General features: G+C 72.1%; 19 protein-coding genes. 6 read left to right on the top strand and 13 right to left on the bottom strand.

The features are described 5' to 3' along the window. Window positions 1-2: 2 nt before the first annotated feature. From ACZ46W_RS02770 to nrtS, 4 genes are all read left to right on the top strand, one after another. The gene (locus ACZ46W_RS02770) at window positions 3-491 is read left to right on the top strand and encodes an anthrone oxygenase family protein (protein WP_468330219.1); all 489 of its coding nucleotides are present in this window, start codon (window positions 3-5) and stop codon (window positions 489-491) included. A 262-nt stretch (window positions 492-753) separates the two neighbouring features. Beyond that, a complete protein-coding gene (locus tag ACZ46W_RS02765; protein ID WP_468330216.1) occupies window positions 754-2,283 on the top strand; it encodes an APC family permease in 1,530 nt (509 codons plus the stop codon). A 221-nt stretch (window positions 2,284-2,504) separates the two neighbouring features. Beyond that, window positions 2,505-3,128, top strand: coding sequence for a DUF1326 domain-containing protein (locus ACZ46W_RS02760; protein ID WP_468330213.1), 624 nt, complete (start codon window positions 2,505-2,507; stop codon window positions 3,126-3,128). 12 nt (window positions 3,129-3,140) lie between these two features. Next, a complete protein-coding gene (gene nrtS, locus ACZ46W_RS02755) occupies window positions 3,141-3,395 on the top strand; it encodes a nitrate/nitrite transporter NrtS (RefSeq protein ID WP_468330209.1) in 255 nt (84 codons plus the stop codon). A 9-nt stretch (window positions 3,396-3,404) separates the two neighbouring features. Here the strand turns inward: nrtS and ACZ46W_RS02750 are convergent, their stop codons facing one another. The 9 genes from ACZ46W_RS02750 to ACZ46W_RS02710 form a co-directional block, all read right to left on the bottom strand. Beyond that, window positions 3,405-4,241, bottom strand: a complete 837-nt coding sequence (locus ACZ46W_RS02750) for a DUF2182 domain-containing protein (protein WP_468330206.1) — start codon at window positions 4,239-4,241, stop codon at window positions 3,405-3,407. 152 nt (window positions 4,242-4,393) lie between these two features. Then, window positions 4,394-4,723, bottom strand: coding sequence for a TfoX/Sxy family protein (locus tag ACZ46W_RS02745; RefSeq protein WP_468330203.1), 330 nt, complete (start codon window positions 4,721-4,723; stop codon window positions 4,394-4,396). Window positions 4,724-4,979: 256 nt separating this feature from the next. Continuing rightward, complete coding sequence (locus ACZ46W_RS02740; protein ID WP_468330200.1) at window positions 4,980-5,201, bottom strand: hypothetical protein; 222 nt, start codon at window positions 5,199-5,201, stop codon at window positions 4,980-4,982. 121 nt (window positions 5,202-5,322) lie between these two features. Next, window positions 5,323-8,217 carry an NHLP bacteriocin export ABC transporter permease/ATPase subunit gene (locus ACZ46W_RS02735; protein WP_468330198.1) on the bottom strand — a complete coding sequence of 965 codons (2,895 nt, stop codon included), beginning with the start codon at window positions 8,215-8,217 and terminating at the stop codon, window positions 5,323-5,325. 1 nt (window position 8,218) lies between these two features. After that, a complete protein-coding gene (locus ACZ46W_RS02730; protein WP_468330195.1) occupies window positions 8,219-10,339 on the bottom strand; it encodes an NHLP family bacteriocin export ABC transporter peptidase/permease/ATPase subunit in 2,121 nt (706 codons plus the stop codon). 98 nt (window positions 10,340-10,437) lie between these two features. After that, entirely contained in the window at window positions 10,438-11,244 is an 807-nt protein-coding gene (locus ACZ46W_RS02725) for a hypothetical protein (protein ID WP_468330192.1), read from the bottom strand. A gap of 95 nt (window positions 11,245-11,339) precedes the next feature. Further along, entirely contained in the window at window positions 11,340-11,561 is a 222-nt protein-coding gene (locus tag ACZ46W_RS02720; protein ID WP_468330189.1) for a type A2 lantipeptide, read from the bottom strand. Window positions 11,562-12,089: 528 nt separating this feature from the next. Next, window positions 12,090-13,160, bottom strand: coding sequence for a polyprenyl synthetase family protein (locus tag ACZ46W_RS02715; RefSeq protein WP_468330186.1), 1,071 nt, complete (start codon window positions 13,158-13,160; stop codon window positions 12,090-12,092). Then, window positions 13,157-14,263 carry a tetratricopeptide repeat protein gene (locus ACZ46W_RS02710; RefSeq protein WP_468330184.1) on the bottom strand — a complete coding sequence of 369 codons (1,107 nt, stop codon included), beginning with the start codon at window positions 14,261-14,263 and terminating at the stop codon, window positions 13,157-13,159. Before ACZ46W_RS02710 ends, ACZ46W_RS02715 begins: the two co-directional genes overlap by 4 nt. Before the next feature lie 300 nt (window positions 14,264-14,563). On the opposite strand from ACZ46W_RS02710, the gene ACZ46W_RS02705 reads away from it, so the two are divergent. Together ACZ46W_RS02705 and ACZ46W_RS02700 are read left to right on the top strand one after the other, a co-directional pair. Continuing rightward, window positions 14,564-15,319, top strand: coding sequence for an HAD family hydrolase (locus ACZ46W_RS02705; RefSeq protein WP_468330181.1), 756 nt, complete (start codon window positions 14,564-14,566; stop codon window positions 15,317-15,319). Next, complete coding sequence (locus ACZ46W_RS02700) at window positions 15,316-17,718, top strand: glycoside hydrolase family 65 protein (protein WP_468330178.1); 2,403 nt, start codon at window positions 15,316-15,318, stop codon at window positions 17,716-17,718. Before ACZ46W_RS02705 ends, ACZ46W_RS02700 begins: the two co-directional genes overlap by 4 nt. A 15-nt stretch (window positions 17,719-17,733) precedes the next feature. On the opposite strand, the gene ACZ46W_RS02695 is transcribed toward ACZ46W_RS02700, so the two are convergent. From ACZ46W_RS02695 to ACZ46W_RS02680, 4 genes are all read right to left on the bottom strand, one after another. Beyond that, on the bottom strand, window positions 17,734-18,441 hold the full coding sequence (locus tag ACZ46W_RS02695; RefSeq protein ID WP_468330175.1) for a helix-turn-helix domain-containing protein: 708 nt from the start codon (window positions 18,439-18,441) through the stop codon (window positions 17,734-17,736). 97 nt (window positions 18,442-18,538) lie between these two features. Further along, window positions 18,539-19,393, bottom strand: coding sequence for a geranyl diphosphate 2-C-methyltransferase (locus ACZ46W_RS02690; protein ID WP_468332401.1), 855 nt, complete (start codon window positions 19,391-19,393; stop codon window positions 18,539-18,541). A 117-nt stretch (window positions 19,394-19,510) separates the two neighbouring features. Continuing rightward, on the bottom strand, window positions 19,511-19,651 hold the full coding sequence (locus tag ACZ46W_RS02685; RefSeq protein ID WP_468330172.1) for a hypothetical protein: 141 nt from the start codon (window positions 19,649-19,651) through the stop codon (window positions 19,511-19,513). Then, on the bottom strand, window positions 19,641-21,074 hold the full coding sequence (locus ACZ46W_RS02680; RefSeq protein WP_468330169.1) for a family 2B encapsulin nanocompartment shell protein: 1,434 nt from the start codon (window positions 21,072-21,074) through the stop codon (window positions 19,641-19,643). Before ACZ46W_RS02680 ends, ACZ46W_RS02685 begins: the two co-directional genes overlap by 11 nt. Between the last annotated feature and the right edge of the window lie 111 nt (window positions 21,075-21,185).

Here is a 21,185-nt window from a genome sequence, read left to right as displayed (position 1 = left end):
GCATGCGCATCCGGCTCGTTCAGGGCCTCGCCCTGCTGTCCACCGGCGTCCTCGCCGGCGCATTCGGCTACGGAGCCGCCAACCTCGTCCCCACGTTCCACGCCGTACCGCTGGAGATGAGGTTGTCCTTCCATGCCCAGTTGATGCAGATGAACGGCATCACCATGCAAGGTGCCATGGGCGTGTCGGCGCTCAGTGCCCTCGCGCTTGCCGTCATGACGCGCGGCGTCTCACGGTGGCTGGCCGGAGGGGCCGGCCTCCTCGCCGTCGTATCCTTCCTGGTCACCCGTCTTGGCAACGTCCCCATCAACGGCCGTATCAAGCAGTGGGCAGCCACCTCGGCACCCGCCGATCACGCCGAGATCCTGGCGCGCTGGGAGGCGTTCAACTACGCACGCACGGGCGCAGCGTTCGTTGCCTTCGCGCTGCTGATCCTTCTCTCCCTGCGCCGAAACCACTCTGTTCAGGATGGGAACGGCACCCTTGCGTGACGGGGATGTTCCCGATCGGACAGGACATGGCGAGCGGCGTCTTCGACGACCACGTACGTGCACGAGCGGCTGCATCCGGCTGCGCACCAAGGTCGCCGCCATCGCCCCCACCGGCCTGCCCAAGCACGAGCGCTACCCGCATCCCACGCCGTTCGCCCGGCGCATCGACACCCGGAGGGTCACCGCGCCGGCCGGAGCGGCACGTACCGAGCGAGCCCGTAACGTTCGGGATTCTCCGCGCCGAAGCAACCAGACTGCCGGGATGAAGAAAGGCGCTCCACAGGGAGAAGACCGCGAAGATCTCAAGGCCAAGGGGCTGAGCCAGGACACCGTCGGCCTCCTCGGTGGCACGGTGATCGGTATCTCCACCGTCGCCCCCGCCTACAGCCTCACCGCCACCCTCGGACCGACCGTCGGGGAGGCCGGGCTGCGGATGCCCGGCATCTTCCTGGCCGGATTCGTGCCGATACTGCTGGTGGCCTTCGCCTACCGCGAGCTGAACAGGGTGATGCCCGACTGCGGAACGTCCTTCGCCTGGTCGGCCAAGGCGTTCGGCCCCAGGACCGGCTGGATGTGCGGCTGGGGCCTGCTCATGGCGTCCATCGTGGTGCTCTCCAACCTGGCCGGGGTGGCCACGGAGTTCTTCTACCTCTTCCTGGGGGAGGCGACCGGCAGCCCGGATGTCACCGAACTCAACGACAACAAGGCCGTGCACATCCCGACCACCCTGGCCTTCATCGCCGCCGCCACGTGGATCAGCTACCGCGGGATCACCCTCACCGAATGGCTCCAGTCCGTACTGGTCGGCCTGCAACTGGTGGTACTCGCCCTGTTCATCGTCATGGCGATCGCCACGTCCGGCGAGGCCGTGGGCGCGCTCGACTTCTCCTGGTCCTGGCTGGACCCGTTCGGCGTCGACTCCTTCACGGCCTTCACCGCCGGCGTCACCCTGTCGATCTTCATCTACTGGGGCTGGGACACCTGCCTGACGGTCAACGAGGAGAGCACCGGCAGCGAGCGGACGCCCGGCCGAGCAGCACTGCTCTCCATCGCCGTCATCGTCTGCACGTACCTGCTCGTCGCCGTCGCCGCCCAGATGTACGCCGGCGTCGGCACCAAGGGCACCGGCCTCGGCAACCCGGACACCGCCGACAACGTCTTCGCCGCGCTCGCCGATCCGGTCATGGGCTCCGGCCTCGGGGTCCTGCTCTTCGTCGCGGTCCTGACCAGCGCGGCCGCCAGCCTCCAGACCACCTTCATCCCGGCGGCCCGCACCGCTCTGGCCATGAGTGCCTACAAGGCCCTGCCGGCGACCTTCGCCGCCGTCCATCCGCGCTACAGGACGCCCGCCCGCGCCACCGTCGCGGCGGCCGTCGTCACCGGCTCCTTCTACACGCTGATGACCCTCGTCAGCGAGAACGTCCTGCTGGACACCGTCTTCGCCCTCGGCCTCATGATCAGCTTCTACTACGGGATCACGGCATTCGCCTGCGTCTGGTTCTTCCGCCGCCAGTTCCGGCACTCATGGGGCAACCTGCTGACCAAGGGCCTCCTCCCGGGCCTCGGCGGCCTCCTGCTGACCGGCGTCTTCCTCAGAACCCTGAGGGACACCTGGGAGCCGTCCTACGGCAGCGGCAGCTCGGTCGCGGGCATCGGCAGCGTCTTCGTCATCGGCGTGGGCCTGCTGGTCCTCGGCGCCGTGATCATGCTGCTCATGCGGCGCCACAGCCCCGCGTTCTTCCGCGGCGAGGTGCTGCACCACGCGACGCCGCCCCTCGTGACGGACGACTGACCCGGCGCGGGCGCCCGACCGGGTCCATCTCCCCGGCGCGCCGGACCGCGCGTCCCCGCCGGAGCAGCAGCCGGGATCCGCCGCGCCGCGGGCGGTGCGTGAACGATCGCTTCGTGGGTCCGAAGTGTCGTTTACATGTCGTTTTGACAGGTTTAGCGTGAAAGTGCAGGGCGAAGAGGGGACGACGTTCGCCGCGTCACCATGGGAGAAGGGGTGCAGTTATGTCATGGACGATATCCGGCACGTACGTGGCCGGTTGCTCTTGCGCGGTGCTGTGCAGCTGTCCGTACGACGGCCAGCCTCGGGACACCAAGGGCGGTACGGAGTGCCTGGGCACCGCGGTGTTCCACGTGGCCGAGGGCAATCTGGACGGCGTGGACCTGTCCGGTGTGGACTTCGCGTTCTACAACCACTTCCCGTCCAACCTGTCCTCCGGCAACTGGAAGGTCGGGCTCGTCGTGGACAAGGCGGCCAGTGACGAGCAGGCCGGTGCCCTGGAGCGCATCCTGTCCGGCCGGGAAGGCGGGCCGTTCGGTCAGCTCTCGCAGTTCTACGGCGAGTACCTGGGCATGGAGCGGGCGGGCGTCTCCCTCACGGACGGGGACCGGCCCGGCTGCACGGTCGAGGGCAGGACGGAACTCTCGTACGAGCCGCTGACCGGCCCCGACGGCAGCTCTACGAAGATCAAGAACGCCATGTTCGGGTTCGCGCCCGAGTTCGAGGTGGGCAGGGCCACGGGGCGTTCCGACGCCTTCGGGCTGAGTTACGAGGCGTCGTACGGCGAGACGGCCGACTACGTCTTCAGCAGCGAGGACCTCGAAGGGGCGGCCCACGGGCGCATCTGAGCGGGCACGCGCATGAGCGTCGACGCGGCCCCGCGACTTCTGGCGACGGTGTTCTCCACGGCCTCGTTGTCGAGGTGCGTGCCGATCGCCCTCCTGGTGGGCACCTTGCTCTCGCTGGTCAACCAGGGCGCGGTGATCGCGTCAGGTGACGCGACGGCCATGACCTGGTTGCGTGTGCTGTTCAACTACCTGGTGCCCTTCTGCGTGTCCAGTGCCGGCTTCTTCAGTTGCCGACGGGCTGCCTGGCGGGCCGCCCGCTCCCGGTGAACAGCTGAGTCACATGTCGCCCATCGGCGGCATCGAGCCGTGCAGCCCCGGCAACAGCCAGTCCTGGAACGGCGCGAGCACCGCCAGGACGAGGAAGGCGACGCCCACGACCCGGGCGAGCAGCGGGCCGCGGGACCACAGCTTCTCCACGAAGATCACCACGGCCAGTCCGGCCATCGCCGCCACGTTCATCACGCCGAGCGGAACGAAGACCGCCATCAGCCCGGCGCAGCAGCCGACGCAGTAGGCGCCGTGGTGGACGCCCACCCGCAGGTCGCGGGCCGGCGGCCGGAAACCGGCGTAGTGCATCAGATGGCTCATGGGATCGCGGCAGTGCCGCAGGCACACGTACTTGAGGGGCCCGAGCTGGTACAGGCCCGCGAGCAGGAAGGCCACCGAGCCGATCCAGCGTCCGGCGGCCGGGTGGTCGTCCACCAGGCCGCCGGTGAAGGCCAGGGCGGCGTAGGCGAGCAGCCCGAAGGCCGTCCACACCACCAGATACCCGCCCACGAACTCGGCGGTGCGCAAGGTCCGCGTCCACCCGGAGGACTGCCGGCCGATACCCCGTACCCACGTGATGGCCACCGGCGCCATGGACGGCAGCATCATGGCCGCCATCATCGTCACCCACAGCACCAGGAACAGCGGCAGCGCCATCCCCATCGTGCCGGGCTCGACCCCCATGTCCCGAGCCTGTCCGACCGTCAGTACCCAGGCGGGCACCGCGATCAGGATCACCAGGAACCAGGCCGTCGCGAGCTCTCGCGCCGGCAGCAACCCTCCGCCCGCCCCCGTCGGCGCGGGGGTCCGGGCGGATGCGACGGCGGAGGTCCGGCGGTGGCGCATACGAGGTGTCCTCCTACGGGATACTTCCAGGGGAGCACGCCTCCACCCGCCACGCGACCTGACCCGGGGCTGCTCTGCGTGGACGTTTCTGCCGAGCGCACAACGGGGTGGGAAAGACAGGCCGCCCGGGGAGAGGGCCGCCCCCGACAGCCCTACTTCGGCGGCAGGCTCGCGGCGAAGGCGCGGCCCTGGTCGATCCAGTCGGCCAGGACCTCGTCCTCGGTCACGGCGGAGGCGGCCACGACGACCCAGCCGCGCATCGGGCGTCCGGTGAAGTCGAAGGGCCGGGTCCCGGGCCGTGCCAGGGCGGCCTCGGTGGCGTCCGCGCCGACCCGGACCATCAGCTCGTCGCCGATCACGCCCACCGCCATGTTCCCCTCGTACAGAAACGCCAGTCCCCCGAACATCCGCTTCTCGATGACGGCCGCCTCCGTGCCCAGCCGCGCCCGGATACGTTCGGCCAGTCCTTCGTCGAACGCCATGATCGCCTCCACTGTCGCGTGCGGCCGCTCATCTGCCGCTCAAGGTCCCGAAAAGGCCCACCGGTAGGGGGCGAGGCGTCGCCGCGCACCTAGCGGCTCCGGAGCCGGCGCCCGGTAGCACGCTGGGTTCTCGTCGCCCGGGCGCGGATTCCCCGGACCCCGGTCGCGGGCGTGTACTCGGTGGCCGGGACGCAAGGCGGCGGCCGCCGGGCGACGGTCGTCGTCCCGGCGGCCGTCGATGGCGACGGGGCGGCCGTTACCACTCGGCGTGCATCGCCCCACCCTGGTGGAACCCGCCGGCGGAGATCTTCGAACCGCCGGCCGATTCCAGCGCGGCGAACTTGCCCTTGTTCCACTCGGCGGCGTGGAAGCTGCCGTGGTCGTCCCTGTCCTTGTCTCCGTGAGCGGCGGCCGGGGCGGCGCCGACCGCCATGGCGGCGGCGACGAGGGCCGTGCACGCAAAGGCCTTCCTGAGCATCTGTTCCTCCGTGGACGCGCCGCCCGGTCCGTCCGGGCGGGGTTCGGAGGGAGAGGTTCCCGGGTTCGCGGGTACCGGCGCGCCCCGGAGGGCCGATCCCACCCTTTCGAGGGGTACCCGGTCAGCGCATTTGGCGGCGTACCAGTTCGTACAGATGACCGTTCGGGTCGGCGAGGAGCGCGGCCGGGGAGCCTTGTTCGACGACGCGGCCGGCCGACATGACGATCACCCGGTCGGCGTCCATCACCGTCGACAGGCGGTGGGCGATCACCAGTCGGGTGGCGTTGAGGCGGCGCGTGGAGTCGATCACGATCCGCTGGGCCTCGTTGTCGAGCGCGCTCGTCGCCTCGTCCAAGAAGAGGATGCGGGGGCGGCGGATCAGGGCCTGGGCGATCATCAGACGCTGGCGCTGGCCGCCGGAGATGGCCCCGCCGCCCGCGATCATGGTGTGCAGGCCCATCGGCATGCGCTTGATGTCCTCCGCCAGGCCCGCCATCTCCGCGGCCGCCCACACCTCTTCCTGGGAGAAGGACTCGGCACCGCTGATGCAGTCCAGGATCGAGCCGGTGAGCGGCTGGGCGTTCTGGAGGACGACCCCGCACTGGCGGCGCACCGCCGCCTGGTCGAGGGCGGTCAGGTCCTGGCCGTCGTACAGGACACTGCCCGACACCGGCCGGTCGAAGCCGATGAGCAGGCGCAGCAGGGTCGACTTGCCGCAGCCGCTCGGGCCCACCACCGCCACGAACTCGCCCGGCCGGATGTCGAGCGACACGTCGTCGAGGACGAGGGGCGCGTCGTCGGAGTACCGGAAGGACAGGTTGCGGGCCTCGATGGCACCGGACAGGACGCCGGGCTGGGTGGTGGAGCCCCGGACCTCGGGGGCCTCGTCCAGGACCGGCTTGATCTGCTCGTACATCGGCAGCGCCGCGGCGGCCGAGACCAGCGCCCCGGTGATCTGGGTGACCGACGTCAGCAGCATCGTCACCGACGTACTGAACGTCAGGAACTCACCGGCCGTCATGCTGCCCCGCGCCGGGCCCGCCAGGAGCATGAACATGATGAGCGAGCAGAGCGGGAGGTACACCGCGTCCAGCACGGTGGTCACGTTGCGGATGCGGCCCGCGCGCTGCTGGAGCTCCCGGGAACGGGCGAACTCCCGCGCCCACGCCGCGTACGCGAAGCTCTCCGCCGCCGCGACCCGCAGCTTCGGCAGCCCGCGCAGGGTCTGGAACGCCTGGTTGTTGAGCTTGTTGTTCAGCTCCACCAGCCGCCGCTGCCAGCGCACCTGCCACAGCCCGAGCCCGAGGAAGACGACCGCGATGACCAGGAGCATCGCCATCGCCGCCAGCGCCAGCGGCACGCTGTAGCACAGCAGCAGCACCAGGTTCACCGCACCGACGGTGCTCGCCTGGACGGCCACCGGGCCGACACCGGTCAGGACGCGGCGGATCGCGCTGATCCCCATGGCCGCGCCGGCCAGCTCCCCGGTGGAGCGCTCGGCGAAGAACCGCGTCGGCAGCCGCAGCAGCCGGTCCCACACGGCCGGCTGGAGGACGCTCTCGATGCGCCCCTCCATCCGCAGCACCGTCAGGTTCTGCATCAGCATGAACGCCGCCGACACCACGCCCGCGATCATCACGGCCATGGCCACCTGGGTGATCAGGCTCGTCTGCGCGGTCGGCACGTACACGCCGAGGATGCGGCCGGTCGCGATCGGCACCAGCGCGCCCAGACCGACCGTCACCAGCCCGGCCAGGGCCAGGTTCCGTACGTCGCTCCCGGCACCGCGCAGACTGAAGGCCAGCAGCCGCAGCGGTGTCATGGGGCGCTCGGGCAGCGGGCGGTAGAACATCACCGCGCGCGGCTCCAGCTCGGCGGCCTTCTCCTCGCCGATCCGCATCCGCAGCCCCGACGCCGGGTTCACCGCCTCGTACCGGCCGCGCCGCCACAGCAGCGCCACCGGGGCACCCGACTTCGCCCAGTGGCCCACCAGGGGCCCGGAGTCCGTGCGCCACCAACGCCCCTCCAGCCGCACCGCGCGGGTGCGCACGCGCGAGGCGACCGCGATGCGCTCCACCGCGCCGGTCCGCTCGTCGGCCACGCCGCTCGCCGACGGCTCGGCCAGCGTGATCCCGGCCGCCCGGGCGACCTGCCGGCACACCGCGTACGTGGCGTCGTCGTCCGCCGTCGAACTCCGCTTCCGGCCCGCCCGGTCGGTCCGGCCGATGGACGCGAGCAGCGCCTGGTCCGCCCGGGCGCGGACGGCCTCGCCCGCCTTCATGCCGGCCGCCGCCCGGTCCTCGTGGGCGCGCTCCAACTGCTCGATCCAGCGGTCCACGGCGGACAGCAGCCGGTACTGCTGGTTGACCATCCGCTGCCACAGCGCGCCGTCGACCAGCAGGTCGGCGGCTGCCTCCGCGGCGCCGTACTGGACGCTGCCGGGCGGTACCGGCATCCACAGCATGTCGTCGTCGGCCACCGCCTCGTCCGCGGGCCGCCCGTCGAGCGGCGCCTCGAACAGCACGCCCAGGCTGCGGGCGGTGCCCAGCGCGAACGCCTGCTCCAGGGGCGAGGCGTACCCGGCGTGCGGGTCGTACCCCGTGTACGGGTCGTACCCGGCGTGCGGGTCGTACCCGGCGTGCGGGTCGTACCCCGCGTACGGGTCGTGCCCGGCGTACGGGGCGCCGTGCCCCGGGTACAGCTCCCGCAGCGCGATGCGGCGCAGCGCGCAGTCCTGCGTCGGCCGGCCGACCAGGGTGTGCTGCGGGCCCTCGACGGGGCCGAGGAGCAGGCTGCCGGCCTCCAGGCGGCCCAGGAAGTGCCAGTGGCCCTGCTGGGCGGCGTCGACCGCGAACAGGTCCAGCCCGCCCGCCATCACCAGCCACAGCACGTGCGGCCCTTCCAGGGGGACGTTGCGCAGCCCCGCGGAGTCGACGGGGTAGCCCAGGGCGCCGAGGGCGTGGATCACCGGATCGGCGGCGGCCACCGCGGGGTGGGCCTCCGGGTGGACGGACATGTCAGCGCTCCTTGACCAGCTCGGCGTACGCGCCGGAGGCGGCGAGCAGTTCCTCGTGGCGGCCCCGTTCGACGACCGTGCCGTGGTCCAGGACCACGATCTCGTCGCTGTCGCGGACCGTGGACAGCCGGTGGGCGATGACCACGCACGCGCAGCCGCGCCGCCGCAGGTTGTCGATGATGACCTGCTCGGTGCGGGCGTCGAGGGCGCTGGTCACCTCGTCCAGCACGAGGATGCTCGGCCGTCGCACCAGCGCCCGGGCGATCTCCAGGCGCTGGCGCTGCCCGCCGGAGAAGTTGCGGCCGTCCTGCTCGACACGGCTGTGGATGCCGCCGGGGCGGCGCGCGATGACGTCGTCGTACACGGCGGCGTCCCTGAGCGCGGCGACGACGGCGTCGTCAGGGATGGAGGGGTCCCACAGGGCCACGTTGTCCCGGACGGTCCCCTCGAACAGGAACACGTCCTGGTCGACGAACGACACGGAGGCGGCCAGCGCGCCGCGCGGGATGTCCTCCAGGCGCTGCCCGTCGATGCGGATCGTCCCCTCCCAGGGGGCGTACAGGCCCGAGATCAGCCGCGAGACGGTCGACTTGCCGCTGCCGGAGCCGCCGACCAGCGCCACCTGCTGCCCGGGGCCGACGGTCAGTGAGAACCCGCTCAGAAGCGGCTTGTCGAGCGGGCTGTAGCCGAAGGTGATGTTCTCCAGCTCCACATGGCCCTTGAGGCGGCGGGTGCTCGTCTCCGGTTCCACGCGCGCGTAGAGGGCGTCGACGGGGAAGCTCTCGACGTCCTTCAGCCGGGCCACGTCGGCGGCGAAGTCCTGGATGCGGCCCGCCACCCCGTTCAGCCGGGTGATGGGTGCGGTGAAGCGCGTCACCAGGGCCTGGAAGGCGACGAGCAGGCCGATGGAGATGTGGCCCTCCACCGCCCGCAGGCCGCCGATCCACAGGATCAGCGCGCTGTTGAGCGTGGCGAGGGTGGGCGCGACGACGGCCAGGGCCGCGGTCGGCACACCGAGGCGCTGCTGCACCTCCAGGGTCGTCGCGTGCTGGCCCGCCCAGCGGCGGAAGTAGCCGTTCTCGCCGCCCGTCGCCTTCATGGTCTCGATGAGCTGGAGACCGGTGTAGGAGGTGTTCGTCAGCCGTGCGCTGTCGGCCCGCAGCTTCTGCGTGTGCGTCGCCCGCAACCGGATCACTATCCGCATGGCGACGATGTTGAGGAGCGCTATCAGCACTCCCACCACCGTCAGTTGGGGGTCGTACGTCCACAGCAGCAGCGCGTAGAGGATGACGACGATGCCGTCGACTCCGGCGGCGGCCAGGTCGCGTGCCAGCGTCTCGGCGACCGCGTCGTTGGACTGGAGCCGCTGCACCAGGTCGGCCGGGCTGCGCTGGGCGAAGAACGTGACCGGCAGCCGCATCAGGTGTCTGAGGAAGCGGGCGCTGGTGAGCGTGGAGGAGATGATCCGCCCGCGCAGCAGGTTCGCCTGTTGCAGCCCGGTCAGCACGGCGGTCAGGACGACCAGCGCCGCCATCGCCGCGAACAGCGGGCCCAGCACCGAGGTCTGGTCGCCGATCAGGAACATGTCGATGTACGTACGGCTCAGCGCGGGCAGCGCCGCGCCCACCGCGACCAGCAGGAGGCTCGCGAGCAGCGCCGCCAGCAGGGTGCCCGTCGTGCCGCGCAGCCGCGCGGGGACGGCGCTCAGCACCCCCGGTCTGCGGCCGCCCCGGCGGAAGTCCGGGCCGGGTTCGAAGACCAGGGCGACACCGGTGAAGCTGGTGTCGAACTCCTCCGGGGAGACGAAACGGCGGCCCTTGTCGGGGTCGTTGATGTGCACGCCCCGGCGGCCGAAGCGGCGCCCCGTCCCGTCGTAGACGACGTAGTGGTTGAACTCCCAGAACAGGATGGCCGGGCCCTGCACCTCGGCGAGCGCGGTCGGCTCCATCTGCATGCCCTTGGCCTGGAGGCCGTAACTGCGCGCGGCCTTCAGGACGTTGCTGGCGCGTGAACCGTCGCGGGAGACGCCGCACGCGATGCGCAGCTCCTCCAGCGGCACGTGGCGCCCGTGGTGGGCGAGCACCATGGCGAGGCAGGCGGCGCCGCACTCCACGGCCTCCATCTGGAGCACGGTGGGCGTGCGGACGACCCTGGGCCGCTTCCCCTTGGGCCTCTGGGGCGCGGATCGCGCGGGGGCGCGGCGACGGCCGCCCGGCGCGCTCACGGCAGCAGCCAATCGACCGGGCGCTGGGAGGCCAGGTGCACGGAGGCGCTCACCAGGGTCATGGAGTCCAGGGCGTACGCGGGGCCGTCGGACGTCGACCAGGCGTAGCCCGTCTTCGTCGCGGACGACCGCTTCAGCTCCACGAGGACCGCGACCGGCTGGCCGGAGCGCGAGAACTGCTCGCCGAGCTGGCTGCTGCCGAGGAAGGCGGTGATGCGCTGGCGGGTCTGCGCGGTCCGCCCGACGACCTTCACCCGGCCTCGCAGGACGCCGTACTGCTGCGTCGGCACGGACTGGACGGTGAGGTCGACGGAGGCGCCGACGGGTACGGTCGCGCCGCGGTCGGCCGGCACGTAGACCACGGCCATCAGGGGCGCGTCCTCGCTGTCGACGCGCTCGACGGCGGCCACGTCCGCGCCGGTCGTGACCACGGAACCGATCGTCGCGACGAGGGTGGTCACCCGGCCCGCGGCCATGGTCCGCACGACGGAACTGCCCGCGGCGGTACGGACCTTGAGCAGGGGCGCGTCCGCCGGCAGGTGGTCGCCCTCTTCGGCGAGCACACCGGTGACCTGTCCCGCGACGGGGCTCTGGAGGATGTAACTGCCCTTGCCGTGGTTGAGGATTCCGGGCGCGGTGAGCGTGGACGACACCGATCCGGTGACGGCCCAGACCGTGGCGGCGGCCATGGCGAGGACGGTGACGGTCAGGACGAGAAGGCCCTGGGGCCGGGCGAAACGCACCGGCAGGTCTATTTCCTCGGGGGATTGCAGCTTGGAAAGGGCCTTTTGGCGGAACTGCACGTAACTCTTCCCTCGACTGCAAATGTCCGGTTCAGGAAGCGAACAGCGAGGCGAGCCCCGGAACAGGCAACGTTCCGGGGCTCACGCATGCCGTCTCAGAGGCCGGCGACGAAGCCGGTGAGCGCCGAGGAGTTCAGGCCGGCGAAGGACTCGACGGCGGCGACGCCCGAGGTGGCGACGGTGGAGACCGGCGCGACCGAGTCGAGGGTGGCCGTCGCGCTGCCGACGACGCTGCTGGCAACGGCGCTGTGCAGGCCACCGGACACGGCGTCCAGGTCGGCGTCGGAGATCTCCTGGGTCTGGATCTGCGGGTTCATGTTGTTCCCTTCGCGCGAATAACTCGAAATGACTACGGAGCGAGCCTTTGTGCGGGCCGCCGCAGTGCGAAGGATCAAAGCACGGGGGTGCGTTGCTCAGCCAATCCTGTGGGCGTCCGCAACCATGCTTCCCCACCACGGAATTACGCCGATGTGCAGGGACCTCCATGGCATGGTGCCGGGTTCTTCACATGCCCGCCGGGTGCCTTTTCGGAGGGCCGCCCTCCGGGTGTTTCGGAACGGGACATTCCGGCATCAAGGCCCGGGGTGGTCCGCCCGGTTCATGAGCGCCTGTGGGAGGCGGTGTGACGCCTGTACATTCGGTGTGCAGATTCGCTGACATTGCGTCATAACGGATGTGCGTGCCAGGTGGGGAATTGGACGTTTTCCTGGCGTTGACCGACTTTGTCGGAGCCTGTCCACACCTCGGGCCCGGTGCGAGGCGACGCCCCGGGGTTCACGCGAGGCGCCGCCCCGGAGCTCACGCGAGGCGCCGCCCCGGGCTCACGCGAGCCGACGCCCCGGCGTTCACACGGCGCGGCCCACCACGTACGGCAGCAGCGCCAGCAGCTCGGCGGCGGGCCCCGGCACCAGCGGCACCCCCAGCAGGGCGGCCCTCGCCCGGTCCAGGCGCTCCCGGGCCTCGGCCATGGCCGTCTCCCGGCCGCCCGCCTCCTCCACCAGTCCGGCCGCCCGCCGCAGCCCGGCCCCGTCCAGCGGTCCCGGTGCGGACAGCAGCGCGGCGAGCCGCCCGGACGCGGGCGTGCCCGACGCCAGGGCGGCCAGTACCGGCAGGGTCTTCTTGCGGCGCCGCAGGTCACCGTGGACCGGCTTGCCCGTCGTCGCGGGGTCGCCCCACAGCCCCAGCACGTCGTCGACCGCCTGGAAGGCGACGCCCAGCTCCCGCCCCGCCGACGACAGGGCGTCCACCGTCACCGCCGGCGCGCCCGCCAGCAGGGCACCCAGCGCCGCCGCGCAGCCCAGCAGCGCCCCTGTCTTGTGCTCGGCCATGCGGAGGTACGCGCCGACCGGGACGGCACCCGGCCCGGTCCACGGCCGCCCCTCGAACAGCAGGTCCTCCGCCTGCCCGTCCACCAGGTCCGCCAGGTCCCCCGACAGGCGGCGCACCGCCGCCGCGCTGTGCGGGCCGGGCGAGCCCGCGAGGACCTCGAAGGCCAGCGCGAACAGCGCGTCCCCGGCCAGCACGGCGGGCCCGGTTCCGTACGCCTTCCACGCCGCCGGGCGCTGCCTGCGGGTCTCGTCGCCGTCCATGATGTCGTCGTGGAGCAGGGAGAACGTGTGGATCAGCTCCACGGCCACGGCTCCCTCGACGGCGGTCTCCGCCCGCGCGCCCGCCGCCTCGGCGCACAGCACCGCCAGCGCCTGCCGCACCCCCTTGCCCGACGACCCGGCCCGGGGCGCGCCACCGGCCTCGCACCACCCGAAGGCGTACCCGGCCATCTCGGCCGGCCACGCGTGCATCCCCGCGACCCGCGCCCGCAGCACCGGCTCCACCATGCCCCGGCACCGCGCCAGCACGGCCTCCGCGTCGAGGCCCCGCTCGGGCGCGTGGTGCGGGGTGGTCGGCGGCGGCGTCATCGGCGGGGCCCCTCGACGGACGCGACGGAGGCGACGGAGGCGACGGGCTCGGCGGGCTCGACGGGTTCGACCGACGCGACGGGCAGGCCGAGCTCGGCGTGGGCCTTGTCGACCATGGCGCGGGCGTGGCGCAGACCCATGCGGTCCAGCACGCCCCGCAGGTCGGCGAGTTCGGCGGCGGTGCGCTCCGGGTCCGCCCCGAGGCGGGCGTGTGCCTTGACGGCGCCGAGGCGGGACAGGGCCTCACCCCGGGGCTCGTCCATCTCGCGGAACTCGGCCAGCGCCCCCTCGTAGGTCTCCAGCGCCTCCGCGTACCGCCCCGCCCGGTACAGCACGTTGCCGCGCATCTTGTGGTTGTAGGCCAGCGCGCTCGACAGGTCCATCGCGCGGCAGTCCGCCTCCGCCCGGCCGAGCAGCTCCAGCGCGCGGTCGGCGTCACCGTCGCGTACGGAGACGATGTCGGCCAGCCCGCGCAGCGCCCAGGCGTGACCGCGCCGGTCGTCGGCGGCGGCCGCTATGCCGGCGGCCTCCTCGAACAGCTCGTACGCCGTGTCGTACCGGCCGCTGTTGCGGTGCATCTGGGCGATGCCCTCCAGCGCCCACACGGTGTGCCGGGCCTCGCCCCGCTTGCGCGCCTCGGCGAGCAGCTCGTCGTGCAGGGCGCCGACCGCCTCGTAGTCGCCCTGGATGCGGCCGGTCTCCGCGAGCCCGGCCAGCGAGTACCCGTGGGCCACCACGTCACCGCCGCGTTTGCCCAGGTCGGCCGCGTACCGCAGCAGCCGGAAGGCGAGCGCCAGGGCGCCGCGCTGCCGGGCCAGCGTGCCGCCGCTCCACAGCGCCCACGCCATGGCGGGCAGGTCCCCGGCCGAGCGGGCCGTGCGGTAGCTCGCCTTCCACGCCCGGTCGGCCGCCTCGACGTGGCCGAGCCGGCGGTGCGCCTCCGCCACCGCGAGCCCGGCGCGTGCCACCTCGTGCGCGTCCCCCGCACGCCGGGCGGCGGTCATCTGATCGGTCGCCGCGGCGAGCACGTCCGTGAGGGACGCGTTGACCGACAGCGCGCTGAGTGCGCCCTGGTACTCCGGCGCGAGAGCCTTGCTGAACATGAGTGCCTTTCCCCGAGGGGCGGCCGCGGACCGTACGGCAGCGTCTGGGCCATCACACGGCGCCCCCTCCTCGCTCGTTCTCCTGGGCTCGTCTCCCGAGCCGACTGCGCGCGCTTCGGGATGGAAGAGGATCAAGAGACGGACGAGGTTCCACTTTCAGGTGAACGTTCGAGTCAAGGTCCGAGTCAAGGTTCGAGTGGAGATGGACGGAGGGTGACGGCTCGCGGCGTACGCCGGCCGTAGCCGGGAACCCGCGAGGAGTCAGGACGGCTCACGAGGACGACCCGGGAGGACCCGGCCATGACCGCACAGGCCGCCGACCGGCTGCGGGCGGTGCGTGCCGTCGTGTTCGACACCGACGGCGTGCTCACCGACTCGGCCCGGGCGCACGCCATGGCCTGGAAGGCGGCCTTCGACGCCCGGCTGCGCGCCCACCCGCCCGAGGACCCGGCACAGCGCCGGCCGTTCGACGCCACCGAGGACTACCTCCGGTACGTCGACGGGAAGTCCCGACTCGACGGCGCGGCCGCCTTCCTCGCCTCCCGGGGGCCGCGCCCCTCGCCCGCCACCGTCGAGGCGGTCGCCGCCCAGAAGGAACGGCTGTTCACCCAGCGGCTCCGGGAACGGGGCGTCGACGCCTTCCCCGACGCCGTGCGGCTGCTGCACGCCCTCCGGCGCGCCGGCACCCCGCTCGCCGCCGCCTCCGCCTCCCGCCACGCCCGCGAGGTCCTCGCCTCCGCGCGGCTCCTCGACCTCTTCGACGCGCTGGTCGACGGCGTCGAGGCGGCCCGCCTCGGGCTCCCCGGCAAGCCCGGCCCCGCCCTCTTCCTGGAGGCAGCCCGGAGGCTCGCCGTACCGCCCGCCGACTGTGCGGTCGTCGAGGACGCCATCGCCGGCGCCGAAGCCGGCCGGCGCGGCGGCTTCGGGCTGGTCGTCGGCGTGAACCGCACGGGAGGCCCCGGGGCGGCCGGCGGGCTGCGGCGCGCGGGCGCCGACATCGTCGTACACGACCTCGGGGAGCTGCTCGACGCTCCCCGCGAAGGAGTGCCGCCGTGACGGACTGGACCTGGGAGTACGAGGGGTACACGCCCGCCAAGGAGAGCCTCCGCGAGTCCCTGTGCACCCTCGGCAACGGCTACTTCGCCACCCGTGGCGCCGCCACCGAGTGCGCCGCCGACGGCGTCCACTACCCGGGCACGTACGTGGCGGGCTGCTACAACCGGCTCACCTCCGACGTGGCGGGCCGCACGGTCGAGAACGAGGACATGGTCAACCTGCCCAACTGGCTGCCGCTGCGCTACCGCGTCGACGACACGGAAGCCGAGACGCCCGCCGCGTGGCTCGGACCCGACAGCGAGGAGCTCATCGACCACCGCCAGACCCTCGACCTGCGCGCCGGCACCCTGGAGCGCCTGATCCGCTACGAGGACGACGACGGCCGGCGGCTGGCCGTGCGGCAGACCCGGGTCGTGCACATGGCCGACCCGCATCTCGCCGTGCTGCGCACCGAGCTCACGGCAGAGAACTGGGCGGGGACCCTGGACGTCGAAGCCGGTCTCGACGGCGACGTCACCAACGGCGGAGTCGCCCGCTACCGGCAGCTCGCCTCCCGCCACCTCACCCACGTCCACACCGGCGACGCCGCCGCCGACACCGTGTGGCTGCGCTGCCGCACGAGCACCTCCGACATCCGGATCGGCATGGCCGCCCGCACGACCACCGCCGGCGCCGAGGACACCGAACTCGCGGTCCACCACGGCGAGTGCCGCGTCACCCAGTGCTTCCGGTTCACCGTCCGGCCGGGCAGCCCCGTCGTCGTCGACAAGACCGTCGCCCTGCACACCTCCCGCGACGCGGCGATCAGCGACCCCCTGCACGCCGCCGTCGACCGGGTGCGCCGCGCGCCCGGCTTCGAGGCACTGCTGGTCTCCCACCGCGCCGCCTGGCGGCAGCTCTGGCGCCGGGCCGCGCTGGAGGTGCCCGAGCAGGCGGGCCGCATCCTGCGCCTGCACCTGTTCCACGTCCTGCAGACCCTCTCCCCGCACACCGCCGACCTCGACGTGGGCGTCCCCGCCCGGGGCCTGCACGGCGAGGCCTACCGCGGCCACATCTTCTGGGACGAACTCTTCGTCCTGCCCTACCTCAACCTGCACTTCCCCGAGGTGTCCCGGGCCCTGCTCGCCTACCGCCACCGGCGGCTGGAACGCGCCCGCTTCACCGCCCGTGACGCGGGCTGCACCGGCGCCATGTACCCCTGGCAGAGCGGCAGCGACGGCCGCGAGGAGACCCAGCGGCTCCACCTCAACCCGCGTTCGGGGCGCTGGCTGCCCGACCACTCCCACCTCCAGCACCACGTCGGCTCGGCCATCGCGTACAACGTGTGGACGTACTGCGAGGCGAGCGGCGACACCGAGTTCCTGCACACCAAGGGCGCGGAGATGCTGCTCCAGATCGCCCGCTTCTGGGCCTGCCGCGCCACCTGGGACCGCGACCTGGCCCGCTACCGCATCCGGGGCGTCCTCGGCCCCGACGAGTACCACGACGCCTACCCGGACGCCGTCACCCCGGGGCTCGACGACAACGCGTACACCAACGTCACCGCCGCCTGGGTGCTCGCCCGCACCCTGGACCTCCTGTGCGACCTGCCCGAGCCGCGCCGGCGGGAACTCGTCGAGCGCACGGAGCTGGACCACAGTGAGCTGGAGCTGTGGGAGGACGTCTCACGCGGGCTGCACGTGCCGTTCCACAAGGGCGTCATCAGCCAGTTCGAGGGCTTCGGCGACCTGGCCGAACTCGACTGGGAGGGCTGGCGCGACCGCTTCGGCGACATCCGCCGGCTCGACCGGATACTGGAGGCCGAGGGCGACTCCGTCAACCGCTACCAGGCGTCCAAGCAGGCCGACGTGCTGATGCTCGGCTACCTCTTCTCGCCCGCCGAGCTGGCGGCCCTGATGAGCCGCCTCGGCTACTCCCTGGACGACGCCACCTGGCGCCGGACCGTGGACTACTACCTCAACCGCACCAGCCACGGATCGACCCTGAGCGGCCTGGTGCACGGCTGGGTGCTGGCCCGGGTACGGCGCTCGGAGGCGTGGCGGTTCTGCCAGGAAGCCCTCGAAGGGGACATCGCCGACGTCCAGGGCGGCACCACCGGCGAGGGCATCCACCTGGGCGCGATGGCGGGCACCCTCGACCTCGTACAGCGCGGCCTGACCGGCCTGGAGACGCGCGGCGGCGTGCTGCGGCTCGACCCGGTGCCGCTGCCCGAGCTGTCCGAGTACGACTTCACCCTCCGCTACCGGGGCCACTGGGGCGTACGGCTGCGCATGACGCCGGGCCACCTGCACATCGCCGTGCCGGGCTCGGGCAGCGAGCCGATCGGCGTCGAGCTGGCCGACGGCGCCACCGTCACGGTCGAGCCGGGTGAGGTCTGCGTGCTGCCACTGCCCCCGTGACCCCACGCGCGGGAGTCACGCGTGCGTGTACGGCACGTCGATCCGCCGGCCGCTGACCCGGTCGGGCGTGACGGCCACCCAGCACGCCTGCTCACCCTCCGCCCACGGCGTGCCGTACGCCTGGTCGTCCAGCCGGTGCACGGCCTCGGGATCGGTGACGGTGTGCGGGGTGCCGACGACCAGGACGCTCCAGCCCCGGCCCAGCACGTCGTCGATGTGGTCCACCTCGAACGCCATCCGGCCGCCGCCCTCCGACAGGGGCGGCAGCGCGTCCGGCGCCACCCGGAAGGCGACCTCGCCCTCGTCGACCAGGTAGTTCACCGGCAGGATGGCGGGACCCTCGCGCGTCGTCACGGCCACGTGCCCCACCCCGTGCGTGCCGAGCAGCGTGCGGCACTCGTCGAGGCCGAGGTCCACCAGCTCCGGGTGGAGCGGGGCGTGGCCGGTGCCGGGCGGCAGGTCCGCGGTACCGCCGGTGAGCTCCACCACGCTGGTCTCCAGCGCGTCCGCCAGCCGCAGCAGGAACCCGATCCCGGGCGTGGCGGGCTGCTCCTCCAGGTACTGGATGTACCCGGGCGCCGACCCGGCCCGCACGGCCACCTCCTCGCGGCTCAGACCGAGCTGCTCCCGGCGCGCGGCCACACGCCGGCCGATGTCCCCCCGGCAGGAGCCGTGGGCGTGCGCACCTGCGGCTCGTCCCTGCAACAGCGATTTGTCGGGCATGGGAGGCACCCCTTCCAAACGCGCGGGCGGCAGGCTGCCTACCAGCCCACGGTACGCCTCGGCGCGCTCCCACACCCGTGGGAACCTCCCCGCCCCGTCAGACCCGGTCCGCCGCGATCAGCAGGTAGTGGAAGCTGCCCTCCTTGTAGGCGGTGAGGAAGGGCTCCTCGATGCCCGTGGCCAGGGCGGACCTGGCGCGCAGCTCCCAGTACGGGATCGTCCGGGCCGTCAGGTCCACCACGTTGATCGGCACCAGGCCGTTGGCCGCCATGGCCTTGAAGTACTCGCTGCGCGGGTGGATGTTGCAGGTGTAGTGCTCGTCGATGCGGCTGACGGCCTTGGAACGACCACCGGTGAGGTCGTTGTAACAGCCGGTGACGCAGACGTAGCGCCCCCCGTGCCGCAGTACGCGGGACATCTCGGCGTACAGCTCGAAGAGGTCCACGTACATGGTCGTCTCGTTGGTCCAGGCGGCCCGCCGGGAGCCGGTCTCCAGACGGGTGTCCAGCATGTTCCGGAAGTGGAACTTCACGCGGTCGGAGACCCCGCGCTCCTCGGCCTGCGTGTTGGCGAACCCGACCTGGTACTCCGAGATCGACACCCCGTCGACGTAGCAGCCGAAGCGCTGGTTGGCCATGAAGCTGGTGCCGCCGCGCCCCGAGCCGGCGTCGAGCAGCCGGTCCTCGGCGGTGACGGGACCCAGGTGGTCCAGCAGCACCTCCGCCTGCGCGGTCTCCAGCCGGTGCAGCTCCCTGGTGATCCGCTCCTGGCGGGTGTCCTCGGGGCCCTGGAGCACGGCCGGGTCGTACTCGCCCAGCCCGTAGTGGTGGTGGTAGAGACCGTCGACCTCACCCAGCCGCAGGTTGACGGGGTCCTGCTGGTTGGTGTTCCAGTACTCGGCGACGGACCTCTGGAAGTCGGTGCGCAGCACCTCGTCGGAGGAGGTGGTCATGGTCATGCGGGGGTGACTCCTTGCGATGTGTGGGGGGAGGGAGGGGTCCGGGGCCGGGCGGCGTCCGCGTCGTCGCGGGCGCTGCCGCGTGCCCCTAGCACTCCTCCTCGGCCGCGATCAGCGCGGGGAGGCCGCCGGGGCGGGCGGCTTCGCGGGGCCCGCGGGCCCGGCGAGCAGGGTGCCCACCGGACCCGCGAGCTCATGGACGGCTGGGGGCGCGGCCGTGCGGTGGTGCGTGGCGAGCCGGCTATTCGGCACGCGGACGTACCTCGACGTTCTCGAGGATGCCGATCGCGTCCGGGACCAGGATCGCGGCCGAGTAGTAGGTGCTGACCAGGTACGAGATGATCGCCTTCTCGTCGATGCCCATGAAACGGACGTTGAGACCGGGCTCGTACTCGTCGGGCAGGCCGGTCTGGAACAGACCGATGACGCCCTCGTTGTCCTCGCCGGTACGCATCGCGATGATCGATGACGTGTGGTGCTCGGTGATCGGGATCTTGCCGCACGGGAGGATCGGGATGCCGCGCCACGCGGGGATCTGGTGGCCGCTGACGTCCACGCTGCCCATGTACAGACCCCGCTTGTTGCACTCCTTGCCGAACGCGGCGATGGTGCGCGGGTGCGCGAACAGGTACTGCGTGTTGCGCCGCATGCTGATCAGGTCGTCGAGGTCGTCCGGGGTGGGCGCGCCGGCGTGGGCCTGGATGCGCTGGTCGTAGTCCGTGTTGTTCAGCAGCCCGAAGTCGGGGTTGTTGACCAGCTCGTGCTCCTGGCGCTCGCGCAGCGCCTGGATGGTGAGCCTGAGCTGCTGCTCGGTCTGGTTCATCGGCTTGTTGTAGAGGTCGGCGACCCGGCTGTGCACCTTCAGGATCGTCTGCGCCACGCTCAGCTCGTACTCGCGCGGTTCGAGTTCGTAGTCGACGAAGGTGGTGGGCAGGTCCGGCTCGCCGTCGTGTCCGGAGAGGAAGCTGATCTCGACCTCGCCGTACTTGTTCGTCGGCTTGTGCCCGTTGGAGGCGAGCGACTGGACGTGCTCGCGCAGCGTCCCGTACTGGCCGGCCACCTGCTTGTACGCCGCCTGCGTGAGCACCAGCGCCGTGGTCTTCGTGGTGGCGCGGACGGAGAACTCCCACTTGGCGCCGTTGTCGCCCGCCAGCATCCGGCCGCCGAACGAGTCGCCGTCGGCGAGCATGCCCAGCCTGGTGTCGGCGTCGTCGTACTTGGCCTTGCCGAGCTTCTCGACCTTGCCGTGCGCGATCAGGAAGACCTGGTCGGCCTTCTTGCCGCGCTCGGCGAGGACCTGGCCGGGCTCGAACTCCTTCTGGACGAACTTGTCGGCCAGCGCCGCCAGCGCGGTGGGGTCGGCGAACCCGCGCAGCAGCGGCAGTTCGCACAGCTCGGCCGGCACGACCTGGACCTTGGAGCCTGTCTGTACGAAGGTCACCCGGCCGTCGCCGACGGCGTAGGACAGCCGGCGGTTGACCCGGTAGGTGCCACCGGGCACATGGACCCACGGCAGCTTCCGCAGCAGCCAGCGCGAGCTGATCTCCTGCATCTGGGGCTGGGACTTGGTGGTCGTCGCGAGGTTCCGCGCGGCCCGTGTGCTGAGGCTGAGCTGGATCTGCTCCTGGGTCTGGATCTGCGGCTCGGCGGGGGCCGGACGGGTCTGGACTGCCATGGGCTGCTTTCCCTTTCGTATGGTGATCCACCTGGCGGACGTGCGGTCTCGGACGGACGAGGCCCCGCTCCAGGCGCCATCACGCGTAGTGAATATGCGTAACGCTTAGTG

This window comes from Streptomyces sp. NPDC031064 (assembly GCF_055570965.1).
Note: the sequence above shows the minus strand (reverse complement) of the source record. Positions and strands in the feature narration are given on the sequence as shown.